We start from the raw sequence: 17,573 nt of genomic DNA on the forward strand, positions 1-17,573 counted from the left end.
CGGACAGACTGACTGTCAGTCAGCAAAGCTACTGTGACGGCGACTTGACGTGTCTTTTGCATGCGCATGGGGCGTTGACGGTTCAGGGTGCCAGGTGTGTGCGGGAGTTGGCCGGGGACACCGGGCGGAACGAGAAATGACATGGCCTGGTGATCGACCTCAGGGGTGCGCGTGGCGCGGCGATCACCTGGCTGCCGGCGGCCGGTACGGCCCTGTGGTGCGCCGTCCGCGTCCGGCCGCGCGTGCGAGCACCCCCCGGCCGAGGGGACACCTCACCCTTCGGCTGTGGGGCACCGTCCGCGTCCGGCCGCGCGTGCGAGCACCCCCCGGCCAAGGGGACACGGCGCCCTTCGGCTGCGGGGCGCCGTCCGCGTCGTGCCGCGCGTGCGCGCACCCCCGGGCGGCGAGACACGGCGCCCTTCGCCGCCCCCGGACTGGACCGGTCGGTGCACCCCACCCACCCGGCCGCCGGCGAGCCGCGGTGATGGCGAGCGCTGTGCCCGGGCGGCGCCGGTCCGCTCTCCCGGCCCCGCGCCGCCCGCCGCCCCTCCGGGCGGAACCCCGCCCCGCCCCCGCCGGGGCCGCCCCGCCCGTGGATTGCCTCGGATACGGGCGGCCCCTCTCATCCCTCTTTCACCCACGCCTCATACGGTGGGGGCATGACGCAGGCGACTCCCCCCGGGTGGTACCCCGATCCCGGACAGACAAGTGACGGTCCCGCCACCGAGCGCTGGTGGGACGGCAAGGCATGGTCGGACCAGACCCGTCCCGCGGGATCGGCGGCCGCATGGGGTCCCCCGACGCTGCCGCCGGCCGTCGGGGGGCATCCGGCGTACCCGGTCCACCCCGCCGGGCCGGCCCCCGCCGGCTCCCGGCGCGGTCTGCGCACGGGCATAGCCGTGGCGGTGGCGGTGGCGGTGCTCGCGAGCATCGGGGTCGGCGTGTACGTGCTGTCCAATGACGACGGCGGGAGCGGCGGCACCGCCTCGCAGCAGGGCCCGGGCGGACAGGGCGGTCCCGGCGGCGGTCAGGGCGGCCCCTTCGGTGGTTCCGGCGGCTCGGGCGGTTCCGGTGGCGCGTCCCCGTCCCCCTCCCCCGACCAGTCCCGGGCACCGAAGATCAAGAGCGGATCGGTCACCGACCCGGTCGACGGGATCAGCATCCCGATACCGGACGGCTGGTACGGCCAGCAGATGTCGGTGGGCGCCCAGATCACGTCCGAGAGCACCTACAAGTGCCCAGGCGACACCTCCAAGTCCTGCACGAAGGGCGGCGCGTACTCGGCGCCGGCGGTGGCGCTCGGCAGCAACGGCAGCACGGCCGAGGCGGTCGCCAAGGCGGACATCGCGGCGAACGCGAAGGAGTCCTACGGCGGCACCACGTACGGCTCGATCACCTCGCACGACGTCCTGGCGTCGAAGACGGTGACGGTGGCCGGGCAGAAGGGCTACCTGGTGCGCTGGAAGGCCGTCACGAGCAAGGGCTCGGACGGTTACGTCCAGTCGCTCGCCTTCCCCTCCCCCGCGAACCCGCGGCAGATCGTCGTCGTCCGCTTCGGTGTCGACGTCGGCCAGACGCAGTCCGTGATCGACGACGTCACCAAGGGCATCGAGGTGTCCACCGGCGGCGGCTCCGGCCAGAAGGTCTGACCGCCCCGCACACCGGTCGGCCGGGTGGGGCGCCTCTCCGCTCAAGAGGAACCCCACCCGGCCGGGGGGTGCGCGCCGCCCCCGTCCCCACGGTGCGGCGCGAGCAGGCCACCGTCCAGTCATCCCGTGGACGGCGGCCTGGGTATCAGGTGGAGTCCGGGGCCGGCCCGCCGGACAGGCCGAGAGCCGGCAGTACGGCGGCCTCCACGAACCGGGCCACGTAGTCCGGGTCGGCGTACTTGCCCTCCAGGACGGGCCGCACGCGCAGGATGCCGAACAGCTGCGCCGGGATGTACTCCAGCGCCGGGTTGTCGGCGGGGACCTCGCCCCGCTCGACCCCGCGGCGCAGGACCTCCTTGAGCGCGGCGATCTCCGGCCAGACGAGCGCCTCGCGCAGCGCCTGCGCGAGGTCCCGGTCCTGGGTGACGGCGTGCCCGAGCGCCTCGATCAGCTTGCTGTCCTTGCCCGACCACTGCCCCACGGCCCGCGCGGCCTGGCGCAGGTCCTCGGCGAGCGAGCCGGTGTCGATGTCGGCGAGGGGCACCCGGCGGCTGGCGCGCAGGGCCGCCGCGACGAACTGCGGCTTGGTCTTCCACTGCCGGTAGAGCGTGGACTTGCTGCACCGGGTGCTGGAGGCGATGGCCTCCATGGTGAAGGAGTCGTAGCCGCATTCACGGATCTGTTCGAGCACGGCGTCGAAGAACTCCCGTTCACGCTCCGGCGTGATCTTGGAGCGGCGCGTGGCGGCGACCATGTCCGGTCCGTCCGCGGCCTGCGACGTCATGGGCTCTGCTCCTCACGTGTGTCCGGGCTCGTGTCCCACGGCCCCGGGGGGCCGCCGCCTTCCAGTGTGGCGCACTTCGGCGATGTGAACTTCGTCTATCGATACGCCAGTGTACCGGTACCCGATCGTATCGGTACACTGGCGTATCGGTACGCTGACGTACCGATGATTTCAAGGTGGCCCGCCGGGTCACCAGCACAACCGGCAGCACCACACGCACCAGCGTCAGTGAAAGTGAAGGGGTCGGGAGATGCATGCCCGCACCGAGCCCGCGGAAGCGGAGCCGAGCGCGATAGCGCGACCACCGCTCGTCCGTGAGCTCCTGCTCGTCGCAGGGCTCTTCCTCGTGTACAAGTTCGGCCGGCAGCTGGCCACGGGCCACACCGCCGAGGCGTTCCGCAACGCGCACCGCGTGTGGGACCTCGAACGCGCCGTCCATCTGCCAGGCGAGGGCTCGGTGCAGTCCCTGCTGCTGCACGGCGACACGTTCACGCACCTGGCGAACACCTACTACGCGACCGTCCACTTCCCGGCCACCGTGGCCTTCCTGGTCTGGCTCTACCTGCGGCGCCCGGCGCACTACGTCTGGGCCCGCCGGATCCTCGCGGCGCTCACCTCCGCCGCCCTGGTGCTGCACCTTCTCTTCCCGCTCGCCCCGCCGCGGATGCTCTCGGTGACCGGCCTCGTGGACACCGCGCGGGTGTACGGCCCGTCGGTGTACGGGCCGCCGCGGACCGACCACCTCTCCAACCAGTTCGCCGCGATGCCCTCACTGCACTTCGGATGGGCCCTGATGGTGGCGATCGGCCTGATCGTGGCCACCCGCTCACGCTGGCGCGGGCTGTGGCTGCTGCATCCGCTGCTGACCCTGCTGGTGATCGTCGGCACGGCGAACCACTACTGGCTCGACGCGCTCGCGGCGACGGCCCTGCTCGGGATCGCCCTCGCGGTGATCCACCCGCCACACCGGACGGCCACCACGGCCGGACGCGCTCAGGACACCCTCGTACCGGCCGAGAAGCCCGTCCTCGTGGGAGCGGCCCGATGAACGCCACCCTGACCGCCGTCGTCCTGTCCCTCTTCTCCGCCGTCGCCTACGCGGCCGCGGCCGTCGCCCAGGAGCGGCTGGCCTCGCGCAGCCCCGGCGGGGGCACCCTGCGGCTGCTGACGGCCGGCGCCTGGTGGTGGTCGGTCGCGCTGAACGCGTCCGCCGCGCTGCTGCACGTCGTGGCCCTCAGGTACGGGCCGCTGACCGTGGTCCAGCCGCTGGGCGCGCTCACCCTCGTCGCGGCGGTGCCGCTGGGCGCGCGGATCGCGGGCCGCAAGGTCACCGCGAACGAGTGGCGGGGCACGGCCTACACCCTCGCCGGCCTGGCCGCGATCCTCGTCACCGCGTCCGGGGCGGCACCCGACACCGTGCTGAGCGTCCCCGAGGCGCTGGCGGTCGCGGGAGCGACGGCCGCGTTGATCGGCACGCTGGCCCGGCCGGGCGCCAAGCCCGGACTGCGGCACGCGAGCGCGTCGGGCCTCGCCTCCGGGGTCGCCTCGGCGCTCACCCAGACGGTGACCGTCGCCGCGACCGACCGGACGGGCCCACTGCTCAGCGTGCAGGTGGTCGGGGTGGCGCTCCTCGTGGCGGCCTTCGCGGCCGGCGGTCTGCTGCTGTCCCAGACGGCCTACCGGGGCGGCCTCGGCGCCCCGCTCGCCATGGTCACCCTGGCGAACCCGCTGGCCGCCGCGGCGATCGGGCTCGCCCTGCTGGGCGAACGGCTCCAGGGCGGTGCGGCGGGCGTACTGCTGGCCCTGGCGGGAGCCGGACTCGCGTCCTGGGGCGTGGTGCTGCTGGCGCGGACGGCTCCCGCCGAGGCGGCCGCGCACCACGAGAGCGGCGACGCTTTCGAGCACGCCGGGCACACCGACGGCCACGAGGCGCACCCCGTGGCCGCGGTACTGGCACTGGAACCGGGCTCGGCCTCGGCCGAACCGGCGCTGCTGCCCCGGCAGTCGGAGCCGGGGCACCTCACCACCCTGTGAACGGGCTCAGCCGAGCCCGCGCGAGTCCTGCTTGAGAGCCGTGTCGACCGTCAGCGCCGTCGCCACGACCAGGCTCAGCAGCGGCTCGGGCAACTGGTAGTGAATCTGCAGCACATAGTTGTCCGCGGTGGTGAACATCGTCTTGGCGAGGCCCTCCCAGGTCTTGGTGATCCGGGCGACCTCGTTGTCCGCGTGGTCGACGATCGCGAAGTTCCACGCCCGCCAGTTCTCCGCCTTGATGGCGCCGATCTGCTGACCGCCCGCGTTGATCGCGAAGTTGATCTTGCCGAAGACGTTCTTCTGCACGATCTCGCCGACCGGCTGCCCGTCCGGACGCGTCACGACGACCCGCGACTTGACGATCTTCCCCGGCCGGGTCAGCAGCAACTGCGGCCGGCCGTGGGCGTCGCGGATCTCCAGTTTGTGCGTCATGAACTGGTCGATGCTGGAGAGGAAACGCACGATCTTCCTCAGCAGGCTCTGCCCGACCTGGACGACCGAGCCGATCTGGTTGCCGGCCTGATCCATGACCTTGTACTCGTTGGTCAGCTCGATCAGCTTGGCCTTCTGGTTCACCACCAGCACCGGCTCGGTGAACAGGGTGCCGCCGCCGGAGCCGCTCGGCGCGACCCCGGCCTGCTGCTGCACCTGACGCTGCACGCGCGCGTCCGGGCCGGCCGACTGCTGCGGCATCTGCCCGACGGCCTGCTGGGCCTGGTTGGTGTTGTCGGTCCACTGCACGCCGTCCCAGTAACGGAGCGTCTGGGGCGCCCCGTGCGGATCGGGGTACCAGCCTGCAGGTGTGTTCGATTGGGTGGTCACCGGGGCACACTACCCCGAGCCCACCGGTACCTGACCAGCCCCGGCGACACCCCGTTCACCAGGGTTTCACCCCGCCTTTCAGCGGGCGCCGAGGGCCGGATCGCTCACCCCCGCACGGCCGTTCTCGACATGTCCGGCGAAACGCCGCAGGAACGCGGGGTCGGTGTCGCAGGTGACGGTCAGGTCGTACCAGCGCAGGCCGGCCGACAGGTCGACGGTGTGCCGGACACTCGCCCCGGCCCGCACGGTGAACGTCCTGGCGGAGCCGCCGTAGCCGTCGGCGACCCGCAGACGGGCCGTGCTCTTCCCCCTGTTGGTGAAGGTCAGCTCGACGTCGTCGCCCGCCCGGCGTGCGCGCACCTCGGGCCCGGCGGTCTTGTTCGGGCCCTTGAAGACCCGCAGGAAGCCGTTCGGGCCGTGCACCGTCAGGTCGTACGAGCCGCCGGAGTACGCCGAGTTCCACGTGTCGGACACGGTCTCGCCGGCCCCGGTGGTGTAACTCCAGGGCCCGTCGGCGCGGTTGCCGGAGGTGACCAGGAACGCGGCGCCGGTCTTGACGCCGGACGCGAAGGTGAGGGTGAACGTGCCGGCCGCCGTGTCCGCCGAACCGTCCACGACGGGGCTGTACTTGAGCGGGCGGGCGCGGCGCAGACCGCGTTCCTGCCGGGGCATGGCGGGCGTGGCCGGCGGGGCCGGGACGTAGTCGGGGTGCCGGTTGCCGTCCGGCGGCTCGTAGCCGTCGGTGTCGGGCAGCGCGACCGGTCTGGTGTCCCGGCGGGAGAAGTCGAAGGCTGCGGTGAGGTCGCCGCAGACCGCGCGCCGCCAGGGCGAGATGTTCGGCTCGTGCACGCCGAAGCGGCGCTCCACGAACCGGATGATCGAGGTGTGGTCGAGCGTCTCGGAACAGACGTAACCGCCCTTGCTCCACGGCGAGACGACGAGCATCGGCACCCGCTGGCCGAGGCCGTAGGGGCCGGCCGGGTGGCCGCTGCCGCCCGGGAACAGGTCCGGTCCGACCTCGACCGTCGACCTGCCCTGTGCGGCGGAGCCCGGCGGGAACGGCGGGACCAGGTGGTCGAAGAAGCCGTCGTTCTCGTCGTAGGTGATGAACAGGGCCGTCTTCGCCCACACCGCGGGGTCGGCGGTGAGCGTGTCGAGGACCTGCGAGATGTACCAGGCGCCGTAGTTCGCGGGCCAGTTGGGGTGCTCGGTGAACGCCTCGGGGGCGACGATCCAGGAGACCTGCGGCAGTGTGCCGCCCTTCACGTCGGCCCTCAGCCGGTCGAAGAAACCCTCGCCCTTGCGGGCGTCGGTGCCGGTGCGGGCCTTGTCGTAGAGCGGGTCGCCTGGCTTGGCGTCGCGGTACTGGTCGAAGTAGAGCAGCGAGTTGTCGCCGTAGTTGCCCCGGTAGGCGTCGGGTATCCAGCCCCAGGAGCCGTTCGCGTCGAGGCCGTCGCCGACGTCCTGGTAGATCTTCCAGGACACCCCGGCCTGCTCCAGCCGCTCGGGATACGTCGTCCAGCTGTAGCCGGCCTCGTCGTTGCCGAGCACCGGGCCGCCGCCCCTGCCGTCGTTGCCGGTGTAACCCGTCCACATGTAGTAGCGGTTGGGGTCGGTCGAGCCGATGAAGGAGCAGTGGTAGGCGTCGCAGACGGTGAAGGAGTCGGCGAGCGCGTAGTGGAACGGGATGTCCTCACGCGTCAGGTACGCCATCGTCGTGGAGCCCTTCGAGGGCACCCACTTGTCGTACCGGCCCCCGTTGAAGGCGGCGTGCCCGTCGTTCCAGCTGTGCGGGAGGTCCTGGAGGAAGGCGAGACCCAGGTCGTCGGCGTCGGGGTGGAAGGGCAGGATGTCCTTCGTGCCGTCGGACTGGTGCCAGACCGACTTGCCGTTCGCCAGGGTGACCGGGCGCGGGTCGCCGAAGCCGCGGACGCCTCTCAGCGAGCCGAAGTAGTGGTCGAAGGAGCGGTTCTCCTGCATCAGGACGACGATGTGCTCGACGTCCTGGATCGTTCCCGAACGATGGTTGGCGGGGAGCGCGGCGGCCCGCTGGATGCTGGCGGACAGCGCGGTGAACGCCGTTGTGGCGCCCGCGACCTGGAGGAATCGGCGCCGGTTGACGTCGGGCATGAGTGAGGTACCTCTCGCCTTGGGGATGTGCTGACCCGGCTCCGGAGGGCCTGATCATGACGGGGTGCGCGCGCAAGGAGTGTTCCAGGACCACCGAACGGCAGGGAAGGGTGCGGTGGCGCACGTGTGAAGGTCGGCGGTACGTGCGGGGCGGCCCGACGCGAGCGGAGCAGGTGACCCGGCCGGGCGGGTGGCGCGGCCGGGCGGGTGGCGCCTCCCCCGGCGCGACGGACGCGACGTCCCGCCCCGGGCGGGCCGGGCCGACGCGGACGGCCAGTCCGCCCGCGGTACCCGGCGCGCGATTTGTCCTGCGAAGCCCTGGCTCTGAGGGCCGGGGAATGGGAACGTTGGCGCCACGATGATCGAACAGGGGTCCGCCTAACAGACCATCCGGCGGCCCGGCACGGACACGTCCGGCCGGGCACCGGCACCGCCCGAGGCGGCGGCGTCTCCGGTTCCGTTCGACGAGGAGAAAGGTTCATCCCGTTGAGCTCCAGTATCCAGCCGACCGCCCAGGTCGACGAGACGGCGACCATCGGCGACGGGACGACGGTCTGGGACCTGGCCCAGATCCGGGAGGACGCCCGGCTGGGCAGCGGGTGCATCGTGGGCCGGGGGGCCTACGTCGGCCCCGGCGTGCGGATCGGCGACCACGTGAAACTCCAGAACTACGCGCTGGTCTACGAACCCGCGGTGCTCGGCGACGGCGTCTTCGTCGGCCCGGCGGCGGTCCTCACCAACGACTACTTCCCCCGCTCCGTGGACCCGGAGGGCCGGCTGAAGCGGGGCGGCGACTGGGAGGCCGTGGCGGTGGAGGTCGCCGAGGGGGCGTCGCTGGGGGCCCGTTCGGTGTGCGTGGCGCCGGTCCGCGTCGGACGCTGGGCGCTGGTCGCGGCCGGCGCCGTGGTGACCCGGGACGTACCGGACTTCGCGCTGGTGGCCGGAGTTCCCGCGCGCCGGATCGGCTGGGTCGGCCGGGCGGGGGTCCGGCTGGTCGCGCGGGAGGGCGAGCCGGGCGGCTGGGAGTGCCCGGAGACGGGCGCGCTGTTCGAGGAGAAGGACGGCGAACTCGCCGAACGGGCCTGACTGCTGAATCCCAAAAACGCCAAACATCGAACATCTTCAGGCATAACGTGTGCGCTAACGGTGCAGACCGTGCACAGTGAGCACACAATCCACTAGTACCCAGGGGGGGCCGGGTGGGGACAACTGTGCGCGAAGCGAGGAGTGACGACCGCTTAGGCGCCTGACGTCTGCTTTCCGCCATGTCGCTGTCCGCGACGTGGCGATCAGAAGTGTGTGCAAAAAGGATCCACAGGGGGTTGGTGTGGCCAAACCATGACCATTTCACGTCTGGCGGCGCTCGGTCGTGACGAGCCGCCGCTGCTCGAACTCACCCGACGACTACTCGCGGTGGCGGAGTCGGGGCTCCCGTCGATGCTGCTTCCCGGCGGTGAGGCCTTCGCCTTCACCATGGCCGGGCGGAGGGCGGCCGACGGTTCCTGGACCCTGGAACGCCGCGGGACCAGCATCCGGTACGCGGCGATCACCGTGCTGGGGGCCAGGTTCCTTCCCGAGGACCGCCAGCGCGCGGTGCTCGGCGGGCGTACCGCCGAGGAGTTCGCGGGCCTGCTGGTCGAGTCGATGCCCGCGGTGACCAACCTCGGTGACGCGGCGCTCATCTCCTGGGCCGCGGCCGAGACCGCGCACCCCAAGCTGTCCGACGCCCTCGCGCAGGTCGACCTCCTCGATCAGGAGGGCCGGCCGCAGTACACCGTCGAGGCGGCCTGGGTGCTCTCCGCACTCGCGGCGGCCCGCGGCACGGTCGATGTGGAGAGACGTTTCACCGCAGCTCGCGACCGCCTGCTGCGGGCCCGCGTCGGGGACAGTCCGCTGTTCCCGCACGCCACCGGACCCGGCCTGGTGCCGTGGTACCGGGCACATGTGAGTTGTTTCGCCGACCAGACCTACCCGATCCAGGCGCTGGCCCTCGCGCACGCCGGCGGCGACGGCGATCCCGAGGCGCTGGCCGCGTCCGAGGCGTGCGCGGCGCGCATCTGCGAACTCCAGGGCGACGGCGGGCAGTGGTGGTGGCACTACGACGCGCGCACCGGCGGTGTCGTGGAGGGCTACCCGGTCTACAGCGTGCACCAGCACGCGATGGCACCGACCGCCCTGTTCGACCTCGCCGACGCCGGCGGCACCGACTTCGGCGCGGCGATCCGCAAGGGCCTGCGCTGGATGACGGAGGTGCCCGAACTGGCCGCGCGCCCGGAGACCCGGGAGCCGATGATCCTGGACGGGCTCGGCGCCACCTGGCGCAAGGTCTACCGGGGCGACCCGAAGAAGGCCGTCCGCGCCGCCCGGGGGCTGGGCACCCGCCTCGCCCCGAACCTCCGGCTGACGTCCCTGGACCGGGTGTACCGCCCCCTCTCCGTGGACCGCGAATGCCGGCCGTACGAGTTCGGCTGGATGCTCCACGCCTGGCAGGGGGGTCGGATATGAGGGAACGTCGGTCACTGTTCGGGGTCGAGCTGGACCCGCTGACCATGGACGAGACCGTGCGGCACTGCCTGGACGCGGTGCGGGACGGCCGTCAGCTGGAGATCGGCGTGGTCAACGCCGCGAAGCTGGTGAACATGCGGCGCGACGACCGGCTCGCCCGCGCCGTCGCCGGCTGCGACCTGGTGCTGGCCGACGGGCAGGCCGTGGTCTGGGCGGGCCGGGTGCTGCGCGCCCCGCTGCCGGAACGCGTGGCCGGGATCGACCTGTTCCTGCGGCTGCTGGCCGAGGCGGAGTCGGCCGGCATGTCGGTGTACTTCCTGGGCGCCCGCCAGGAGGTGCTGGAGCGGATGCTGGACCGGGTGGCCGAGCGCTTCCCGGGTCTGAAGGTGGCGGGCAGCCGCAACGGCTACTTCGACGACTCCCAGCAGGAGTCCGTGGCGGGCGCGATCGCCGACAGCGGCGCCCAGATGCTCTTCCTCGGCATGACCTCGCCGAAGAAGGAGATCTTCACCGCCGCCTACGGCGAACGCACCGGCGCCCGCGTCGTGCACGGGGTCGGCGGTTCCTTCGACATCCTGGCCGGGGTCACCAGGCGGGCCCCCGAGTCGTGGCAGCGGTGGGGGGTCGAGTGGCTCTACCGCGCGCTCCAGGAGCCGCGCCGGCTGGGCCGGCGCTATCTCACCACCAATGCCGCCTTCGTCCTCATGACGGTGCGCGAGTTCATCCGGCTCACCCCGTCGTCCGCTTCAGCGAACAGGAGTCACTGATGCGCGTCGTCGTGGTCGGACAGGGATACGTCGGCCTGCCACTGGCCGTCCGCGCCGCCGAGGTCGGACACGAGGTGATCGGCTACGACGTCGACTCCCGCCGGGTCAAGAGCCTCGCCGCGGGTGAGTCCTTCGTCGAGGACGTCTCCTCGGAGCGGATCCGCGCGGCGCTGGACCGCGGCGCCTACCGTCCCAGCGAGTCGGCCCGCGACTGCGGCGGCTTCGACGTCGCCGTCGTGACCGTGCCCACCCCGCTGCACGAGGGCACCCCCGATCTCCGGTACATCAGGGAGTCGGCCGTCACCCTCGCCCGCTACCTGCGTCCCGGGGCCACCGTCGTCCTGGAGTCGACCACCTATCCCGGTACCACCCAGGAGTTGTTCGCGCCGATCCTGGAGGACGGTTCGGGGCTGACCGCGGGCACCGACTTCCACCTCGGCTACAGCCCGGAGCGGATCGACCCCGGCAACGCGGTGTGGGGTTTCCAGGAGACCCCGAAAGTCGTGTCGGGCGTCAACGAGACGTCGCTGACGGCGGTTCAGGACTTCTACGCCCAACTCGTCGACACCACCGTGCCGGTGCGGTCGCCGAAGGAGGCGGAACTCGCCAAGCTCCTCGAGAACACCTTCCGGCATGTGAACATCGCGCTCGTCAACGAGATCGCGATGTTCGCGCACCACCTGGACATCGACGTCTGGCAGGCCATCGACGCCGCCTCCACCAAGCCCTTCGGCTTCATGAAGTTCACGCCCGGACCGGGTGTCGGCGGCCACTGCCTGCCGATCGACCCCTCGTACCTGTCCTGGCGGGTGCAGCGCGAACTCGGCCAGAGCTTCCGCTTCGTGGAGCTGGCCAACGACATCAACAACCACATGCCCGAGTACGTGGCGCGCCGGATCAGCGACCTGTTCAACCAGCGGCGCCGGTCGGTCAACGGCTCACGCGTCCTGCTGCTCGGGCTGGCGTACAAGAAGAACACCGGCGACGCCCGCGAGTCGCCCGCGCTGCGCATCTCCCAGCTGCTGCTGGACATGGGCGCGCAGGTCAGGGCGGCGGACCCGCACGTCGTGGAGAGCCTGCCGGTGGACACCCGGCTGGTGCGGGTCGAACCGGTGCAGGAGGAGCTGGCGGCCGCCGACGTGGTGGTCCTGCTCACCGACCACGACAGCTTCGACTACGAACTCATCGCCGAACACGCCCCGTTCGTGCTCGACTGCCGGCGCCGGCTGTCGTCCGGCCCCACGATCGAGGTGCTCTGAACCATGCCCCGAATCGTGTGCGTCGCGGGGGCGCGCCCCAACTACATGAAGATCAAACCGGTGATGGACGCCCTGGAACGCCGGGGCGCCGAGGTGCTGCTCGTCCACACCGGCCAGCACTACGACCCGGCCATGAACGACGTGTTCTTCGCCGACCTCGGCATCCGCCCGCCCGACCGTTTCCTCGGGGTCGGCTCCGGCAGCCACGCCGAACAGACCGGGCGGGTGATGACCGCGTTCGAGCCGCTGCTCGACGAGGTGTCCCCGGACCTCGTGGTCGTGGTCGGCGACATCAACTCCACCCTGGCCTGCGCGCTGGTCACCGCCAAGGCGGGACCGCTGCTCGCACACGTCGAGGCGGGTCTGCGCAGCCGTGACTGGAGTATGCCGGAGGAGGTCAACCGGGTCGCGACCGACCGGGTCAGCGACTACCTGCTGGCCCCCTCGCCCGACGCCGTGGACAACCTGCGCGCGGAGGGTTACCGGGAGGACCAGATCCACCTCGTCGGCAACGTCATGATCGACACGCTGCTGGCCAACCTGGAGCGGGCCAGGGCCTCGGACGTGCTCAGCCGCTACGGCCTGGACCGTGGCGGCTACGGCCTGGTCACCCTGCACCGCCCCGCCAACGTGGACGATCCGGGGACCCTCGCCGCGCTGCTGAAGGCGCTGGGCGAGATCGCCGTGCGGTGCCCGCTGGTGCTGCCGGTGCACCCGCGCGCGGCCGGACGGCTGGCCGAGATCGGCGTCCCCGGGGGCATCCGGCTGGTGCCGCCCGCCGGGTACCTCGACTTCATCGCCCTGCAGGACTCCGCCCGCCTCGTGCTGACCGACTCGGGCGGCGTACAGGAGGAGACCACCGCGCTGGGCGTGCCGTGTGTGACCCTGCGGGACAACACCGAACGGCCCATCACCGTGGAGCAGGGCACCAACGTGCTGGCCGGCCGCGATCCGGAGCGCGTCGTGTCGACGGTCGACCGGGTGCTGGACGATCCGCCGGCGCCGCGCAGGCCGGAGCTGTGGGACGGCCGGGCGAGCGACCGGATCGCCGACGTGCTGCTGGAGGGAGGCACCGCGAACACCCGGCCCAGACCCACTGACCAGCAGAGATCCACTGACCAAACGTTCCTCATATGATCCGCTTGCGACATATGCTCGTCGAACGTCGGGGTGCGAGGGGGGACCACCATGGATCTCGCTGAGATCTTCCGGGTCATGCGCAGGCGCTGGTACGTCCTGCTGCCCGGACTGCTGCTGACCGCCGGGCTGGTGGCCGCCGTGACCGTGTTCGTCCCGGTCACCTACCAGTCACAGAGCACGGTGCTTCTCCTGAACTCCCAGAAGGCCACCGTGGCCTACGACGGGAACCCCTTCCTCAGCACCCAGACCTCGCTCACCGGCATGGCCGACAGCCTGGCCCGCAACCTCAACTCCGACGTGTCCGTGCGGGAGCTCAAGTCCCGTGGCGCCACCGGCACGTTCGGGGCCAAGCTCGCCGACAACGCGCAGGGCCCGCTGATGTGGCTCACCGTCACGGGCACCGACCGGTCCGCCGTGCTGGCCTCGGACCGCGTCCTGACCGCGTACGCCAGGGAACGTCTGGAGCAGTTCCAGCACCAGCAGTCGGTCGCCCCCAAGGCCATGATCCGCCTGACGACCATCGTGGCCCCGCAGAACCCGACGGCGCAGACCAAGACCCGGCTCGAATACATGATCATGGCCGGTGGACTGGGGCTGGTCCTCAGCATGTTCACCGCCTTCTACGTGGAGGCGCGCAGGAGGCCGCACGCGCAGGAGCCGGAACCCGGGCCCGCGCCCGAGCCCGCGCCCGAGCCGGCCGCCCCGCTCACCCAGCCCGAGGAGGAGACGGCCGTCCCGCCCGCCCCGACCGGGAGGGCGGCCCGGGAGCCGGCCGTGGAGGAGACACTCGCCATCCGGCGGCCGCCCAGCTGGTCGCGGTCCACCGGGACCGGGCCGGCCTCCGCAGAACCCGAGGCGCCGCGGGCCGCCATGGCCGTGACGACCGCCGCCGAGCCGCTCGACGAGGAGTCGACGCATGGACACCGTCCGCGCACCGGACAGCGAGACCGGTGAGCCGAGCGAGGTCTCCGCTCCTCCCGCTCCCTCGTCCCCGGCCGCTCCCACCCTCGGCCCCAGGGTCCGTTCGGCGGCACGCTGGAGTTTGATCAACACCGTCGTCATGCGCCTGGGCAACTTCGCGACGGGCATCGTGCTGGCGCGCTTCGCCCTGGGCCCCGCGGAATGGGGCGTGTACGGCGTCTCCCAGACCGTCCTGCTGGTCCTGCTGTCCGCGAACGAGCTGGGTGTGGGCCTGGCCATCGTCCGCTGGGAGGGGGACGCGCGACGGTTCGCGCCGACCGTCCTGACCCTCAGCACCCTCTCCAGCGGCCTGCTGTACGTGGCGCTGTTCGCGGCGGCGCCGACGGTGGCCGGCCTGCTCGGCTCGCCGGACGCGGCGGGCGTCCTGCGGGTGATGTGCCTGTGCGTGGTGATCGACGGGGTGGCCCAGGTGCCGGGCGGCTTCCTCACCCGTGAGTTCGCGCAGGGCAGGCGGATGGTCATCGACGGCCTCAACTTCGTCGTCAGCACCTCGGTGACACTGTTGCTGGCCTTCGAGGGCCGGGGCGCGATGAGCTTCGCCTGGGGTGCCGTCGCCGGCAACGTCGTGACACTGGCCGGCTGCTGGCTGGCGGCACCGGGCACCCTGAAGTTCGGCTGGGACCCGGGACAGGCCCGGGCGCTGCTCCGGTTCGGGCTCCCGCTGGCGGGGGCGAGCATGCTGGCCCTCGCGGTGGTCAACGTCGACACCATGGTGGTCGGCGCGACACTGGGCAACGTGTCCCTGGGCTTCTACGTGCTCGCCTTCAACATCTCGGGCTGGCCCGTGCGGATCATCTCCGAGGCCGCCCGCCGGGTCTCCTTCGCCGGGTTCTCCCGCCTGGCCGACTCGCCGCGGGCGCTGGCCCAGGGCTTCGGTCGCGCCCTGGGCGTCCTGATCACCGGCACGGTCCCGCTGTGCGTCCTGCTCGCCCTCCTCGCGGGACCGGTCGTCGAGCTGATCTACGGCAGCCACTGGAGTCCCGCCGCCGCGGCACTGCCCTGGCTGATGGTCCTCGGCCTGATCCGCATCGGCGGCGAACTCGCCTACGACTGCCTCGTCGCGATCGGACAGCGCCGCTCGCTCTTCCTGGTGCAGGGCCTGTGGCTGGCGGCCCTGATCCCGGTGCTCCTCGTCGCCGCCCGCGTGAACGGCATCGTCGGTGTCTCCCAGGCCCATGTCCTGGTCGGCGGCGGCATGGTGGTGCCCGTGTTCCTCCTCGCCCTCCGCCGTGGCGGCATCGGCGTCGGCCTGATCGCCAGGGCCTGCGCCTGGCCCTTCCTCGGCGGCGCCGTGATGGCCGCGACCGTCCTCGGCCTGCGGCACGCGTTCGGCGACGGGCGGCTCGTGCTCCTCGCCATCGGCGCGGTCGCCCTGGCCGCCTACACGGTGTGCGTACTGCCCAGCCGCGCCTTCCTGCGCGGCGTCCCGCCCCACCGCGGCCGGCACCGGTCGACCGCGCCGGTCCGGCCGGCCCGACAGGACGTGAGGTGAGCCCGATGTCATGGCGCATCAGCCGAACCCCGCTCGCGGGGCTGCTGCTGGCAGCCCTGCTGGCGGCCGGGAGCGCGGCCTGCTCGGGATCGCACGGGTCGGCGCTGCCGGCCTGCCCGGACGACGCGCTGACCTGCCCCGCGAGCGGGACCTCCGCGTCACCGGACGCCGGCGACCCGACCGCGGACGGCACGGCCACGAGCCACCCCGCCCCGGCCCCCTCCCCCACCGCGACGCCCGCCACGACGGCGAGGACCACCGGGGCACCGGCCGCGAGCGGCGCGTCCGGCACCCCCGCGGCGAAGACCGCCTGCGCCTCCCCGGGGGCCTGCGGCTTCCCCGACGCCCGCACGACCGGTCCACGCGTCCCCCTCACCCCCCACAAGACCGGGTACCGGGCGATCCGCACCAACGGGCTCGTCATCCGCGGCTGGGACATCACCGGCTCGCTCGACATCTACGCCGACGACGTCACCGTCATCGACACGAAGATCACCTCGGACAGCTGGTGGGGCGTCAACCTGCGCCCCGGTTTCCACGGACTGCGCGTCCTGCACTCCACCATCACCGCCGTCCCCGGGAAGGGGCCCGACAACGGCGGTGTGGACTACGCGGTGTCGAACATGGGCGGCAGCCCCGTCGAGGTCGGCTGGTGCGACGTCTCGGTGTTCGGCGACGCCCTGTCCACGGGACAGGGGAACCTGCACGACAACTACGTCCACGACATCGTGCCGTTCGTGAACCTGGGCGGCGAGTGGCAGCACACCAACACGGTCATCAGCGGCGGCGGCAACACCGGTGAGCTGATCATCCGCCACAACACCCTGCTGAACCCGACGAGTCTCAAGCAGGGGGCCTCGGGCAGCATCGGCCTGTTCGCGGACACCGGGGTGGTCCGCAACGTCACCGTGGACCACAACTGGGTGGCCGGCGGCGCGTACGCGCTCTACGGCGGCGACACGGGCGCCACCGGGATCAGGGTCACCGGCAACGTGTTCTCGACGCAGTACCATCCCGCCTCCGGCGGCTACGGCGTCGTCGCGCACTGGAACGCGGGCGGCGCGGGGAACGTGTGGCGCGACAACCGGATGTCCGACGGCCGCCTGATCCAGCCCGAGCCGGCCTCGTGACCGGGGCACCGGGCCGCGAGACGACCCCCCTGACGCGCCGGGCCGCGCGGGCGCCCTGGACCCTGCTCAAGGCGGTGTTCGGCTGGCTGGTCCTCTTCGAGGCCAGGAACAAGGTCCTGCTGGCGCCCTCCGCGATCGGGCTGCGCCGCGTCGAGAACGCCGAGACCCGGCGGCTCGCCGCCGGCCTCCCGTCCGCGCCCACGGCACTGGTCGCCACCGTCATCGCCACCCACCGCCGCCCCGCGGCGCTGCTCGCCGCGGTGCGCTCGGCGCTGGCCCAGAGCGTGCGCGACCAGGTCGTCATGGTCGTGGACGACGGCGCCGGACTCCCCGAACTGCCCGACGACCCACGGCTGTTCGCGGTGTCGCTGGCGTGCAACACCGGCACCGCCGGCGTCGTCCGCAACGTCGGCATCCGGCTCACCCGGTCCCGCTATGTGGCGTTCCTGGACGACGACAACCTGTGGGAGCCCGATCATCTCGCCCGCGCGCTGGAAGCCCTCCAGGCACCCGGCGGCCCCGACGGCGTCTACACGGCGCTGCGCCGCGTCCTGCCGGACGGCAGCGAGCGGGACGTCCTGTCGGTGCCCTACGACCGGCGCAGGGCCGCCCGCGAGTCCTTCCTGGACACCAACGCCTTCGTCGCCCGCCGCGACCGCTCCCTGCGCTTCAGCCGTCTGCGGCGCACCCCGGAGGTGCTGCCCCGCGAGGACTGGGAGCTGATCCACCGCTACGCCCGCACGCACCGGGTGCTCCATGTGCCGCACCCCACCGTCCGGTACCTGATGAACCCGGCCAGCTTCTTCACCCGGTGGTGACGGCCCGGCCGGACCGCCCCGGCCCCACCGGCCCGCTCCCCTTCCCTACCGACCACAGGTGG

At 72.3% G+C, this 17,573-nt stretch carries 15 protein-coding genes; 12 read left to right on the forward strand and 3 right to left on the reverse strand.

The annotated features are described in order from the left end of the window. Positions 1 to 659: 659 nt before the first annotated feature. Positions 660 to 1,649, forward strand: a complete 990-nt coding sequence (locus AC07AZ_RS29640; protein WP_478853088.1) for a DUF2510 domain-containing protein — start codon at positions 660 to 662, stop codon at positions 1,647 to 1,649. Between the two features lie 145 nt (positions 1,650 to 1,794). Here the strand turns inward: AC07AZ_RS29640 and AC07AZ_RS29645 are convergent, their stop codons facing one another. Next, positions 1,795 to 2,433, reverse strand: a complete 639-nt coding sequence (locus AC07AZ_RS29645) for a TetR/AcrR family transcriptional regulator (protein WP_478853090.1) — start codon at positions 2,431 to 2,433, stop codon at positions 1,795 to 1,797. Between the two features lie 250 nt (positions 2,434 to 2,683). Between AC07AZ_RS29645 and AC07AZ_RS29650 the strand changes: the two genes are divergently transcribed. After that, positions 2,684 to 3,481, forward strand: a complete 798-nt coding sequence (locus tag AC07AZ_RS29650) for a phosphatase PAP2 family protein (protein ID WP_478853092.1) — start codon at positions 2,684 to 2,686, stop codon at positions 3,479 to 3,481. Continuing rightward, positions 3,478 to 4,467, forward strand: a complete 990-nt coding sequence (locus AC07AZ_RS29655; protein WP_478853094.1) for a hypothetical protein — start codon at positions 3,478 to 3,480, stop codon at positions 4,465 to 4,467. Before AC07AZ_RS29650 ends, AC07AZ_RS29655 begins: the two co-directional genes overlap by 4 nt. A gap of 6 nt (positions 4,468 to 4,473) precedes the next feature. On the opposite strand, the gene AC07AZ_RS29660 is transcribed toward AC07AZ_RS29655, so the two are convergent. Together AC07AZ_RS29660 and AC07AZ_RS29665 are read right to left on the reverse strand one after the other, a co-directional pair. Next, a complete protein-coding gene (locus AC07AZ_RS29660; RefSeq protein WP_478853096.1) occupies positions 4,474 to 5,289 on the reverse strand; it encodes an LURP-one-related family protein in 816 nt (271 codons plus the stop codon). Between the two features lie 78 nt (positions 5,290 to 5,367). Beyond that, positions 5,368 to 7,419 (reverse strand): phosphocholine-specific phospholipase C, encoded by a 2,052-nt coding sequence (locus AC07AZ_RS29665; protein WP_478853098.1) that lies wholly within the window; start codon positions 7,417 to 7,419, stop codon positions 5,368 to 5,370. 486 nt (positions 7,420 to 7,905) lie between these two features. Between AC07AZ_RS29665 and AC07AZ_RS29670 the strand changes: the two genes are divergently transcribed. From AC07AZ_RS29670 to AC07AZ_RS29710, 9 genes are all read left to right on the forward strand, one after another. Beyond that, positions 7,906 to 8,505: an acyltransferase gene (locus tag AC07AZ_RS29670; protein ID WP_478853100.1), complete on the forward strand. Its 600-nt coding sequence runs from the start codon at positions 7,906 to 7,908 to the stop codon at positions 8,503 to 8,505. Between the two features lie 252 nt (positions 8,506 to 8,757). After that, the gene (locus AC07AZ_RS29675; RefSeq protein ID WP_478853102.1) at positions 8,758 to 9,924 is read left to right on the forward strand and encodes a hypothetical protein; all 1,167 of its coding nucleotides are present in this window, start codon (positions 8,758 to 8,760) and stop codon (positions 9,922 to 9,924) included. Then, positions 9,921 to 10,691 carry a WecB/TagA/CpsF family glycosyltransferase gene (locus AC07AZ_RS29680; protein WP_478853104.1) on the forward strand — a complete coding sequence of 257 codons (771 nt, stop codon included), beginning with the start codon at positions 9,921 to 9,923 and terminating at the stop codon, positions 10,689 to 10,691. The genes AC07AZ_RS29675 and AC07AZ_RS29680 overlap by 4 nt, the downstream gene beginning before the upstream one ends. Then, positions 10,691 to 11,950 carry a nucleotide sugar dehydrogenase gene (locus AC07AZ_RS29685; protein WP_478853106.1) on the forward strand — a complete coding sequence of 420 codons (1,260 nt, stop codon included), beginning with the start codon at positions 10,691 to 10,693 and terminating at the stop codon, positions 11,948 to 11,950. The genes AC07AZ_RS29680 and AC07AZ_RS29685 overlap by 1 nt, the downstream gene beginning before the upstream one ends. A 3-nt stretch (positions 11,951 to 11,953) precedes the next feature. Then, positions 11,954 to 13,087 carry a non-hydrolyzing UDP-N-acetylglucosamine 2-epimerase gene (gene wecB, locus AC07AZ_RS29690; RefSeq protein WP_478853108.1) on the forward strand — a complete coding sequence of 378 codons (1,134 nt, stop codon included), beginning with the start codon at positions 11,954 to 11,956 and terminating at the stop codon, positions 13,085 to 13,087. Between the two features lie 51 nt (positions 13,088 to 13,138). Then, positions 13,139 to 14,044, forward strand: coding sequence for a YveK family protein (locus AC07AZ_RS29695; protein WP_478853110.1), 906 nt, complete (start codon positions 13,139 to 13,141; stop codon positions 14,042 to 14,044). Next, positions 14,007 to 15,563 carry an oligosaccharide flippase family protein gene (locus AC07AZ_RS29700; protein WP_478853112.1) on the forward strand — a complete coding sequence of 519 codons (1,557 nt, stop codon included), beginning with the start codon at positions 14,007 to 14,009 and terminating at the stop codon, positions 15,561 to 15,563. The genes AC07AZ_RS29695 and AC07AZ_RS29700 overlap by 38 nt, the downstream gene beginning before the upstream one ends. Positions 15,564 to 15,568: 5 nt before the next feature. Next, positions 15,569 to 16,693 (forward strand): hypothetical protein, encoded by a 1,125-nt coding sequence (locus AC07AZ_RS29705; protein ID WP_478853114.1) that lies wholly within the window; start codon positions 15,569 to 15,571, stop codon positions 16,691 to 16,693. Beyond that, positions 16,690 to 17,511, forward strand: coding sequence for a glycosyltransferase family 2 protein (locus AC07AZ_RS29710; RefSeq protein WP_478853116.1), 822 nt, complete (start codon positions 16,690 to 16,692; stop codon positions 17,509 to 17,511). The genes AC07AZ_RS29705 and AC07AZ_RS29710 overlap by 4 nt, the downstream gene beginning before the upstream one ends. Positions 17,512 to 17,573: the final 62 nt, after the last annotated feature.

Source organism: Streptomyces sp. NPDC043878, from assembly GCF_056435735.1.

Bases quoted from the DNA above. Each gene is read 5' to 3' on its own strand.
- AC07AZ_RS29640 (WP_478853088.1), top strand. From the start codon at position 660: ATGACGCAGGCGACTCCCCCCGGGTGGTACCCCGATCCCGGACAGACA.
- AC07AZ_RS29645 (WP_478853090.1), bottom strand. From the start codon at position 2,433: ATGACGTCGCAGGCCGCGGACGGACCGGACATGGTCGCCGCCACGCGC.
- AC07AZ_RS29650 (WP_478853092.1), top strand. From the start codon at position 2,684: ATGCATGCCCGCACCGAGCCCGCGGAAGCGGAGCCGAGCGCGATAGCG.
- AC07AZ_RS29655 (WP_478853094.1), top strand. From the start codon at position 3,478: ATGAACGCCACCCTGACCGCCGTCGTCCTGTCCCTCTTCTCCGCCGTC.
- AC07AZ_RS29665 (WP_478853098.1), bottom strand. From the start codon at position 7,419: ATGCCCGACGTCAACCGGCGCCGATTCCTCCAGGTCGCGGGCGCCACA.
- AC07AZ_RS29675 (WP_478853102.1), top strand. From the start codon at position 8,758: ATGACCATTTCACGTCTGGCGGCGCTCGGTCGTGACGAGCCGCCGCTG.
- AC07AZ_RS29680 (WP_478853104.1), top strand. From the start codon at position 9,921: ATGAGGGAACGTCGGTCACTGTTCGGGGTCGAGCTGGACCCGCTGACC.
- AC07AZ_RS29685 (WP_478853106.1), top strand. From the start codon at position 10,691: ATGCGCGTCGTCGTGGTCGGACAGGGATACGTCGGCCTGCCACTGGCC.
- wecB (WP_478853108.1), top strand. From the start codon at position 11,954: ATGCCCCGAATCGTGTGCGTCGCGGGGGCGCGCCCCAACTACATGAAG.
- AC07AZ_RS29695 (WP_478853110.1), top strand. From the start codon at position 13,139: ATGGATCTCGCTGAGATCTTCCGGGTCATGCGCAGGCGCTGGTACGTC.
- AC07AZ_RS29700 (WP_478853112.1), top strand. From the start codon at position 14,007: ATGGACACCGTCCGCGCACCGGACAGCGAGACCGGTGAGCCGAGCGAG.
- AC07AZ_RS29705 (WP_478853114.1), top strand. From the start codon at position 15,569: ATGTCATGGCGCATCAGCCGAACCCCGCTCGCGGGGCTGCTGCTGGCA.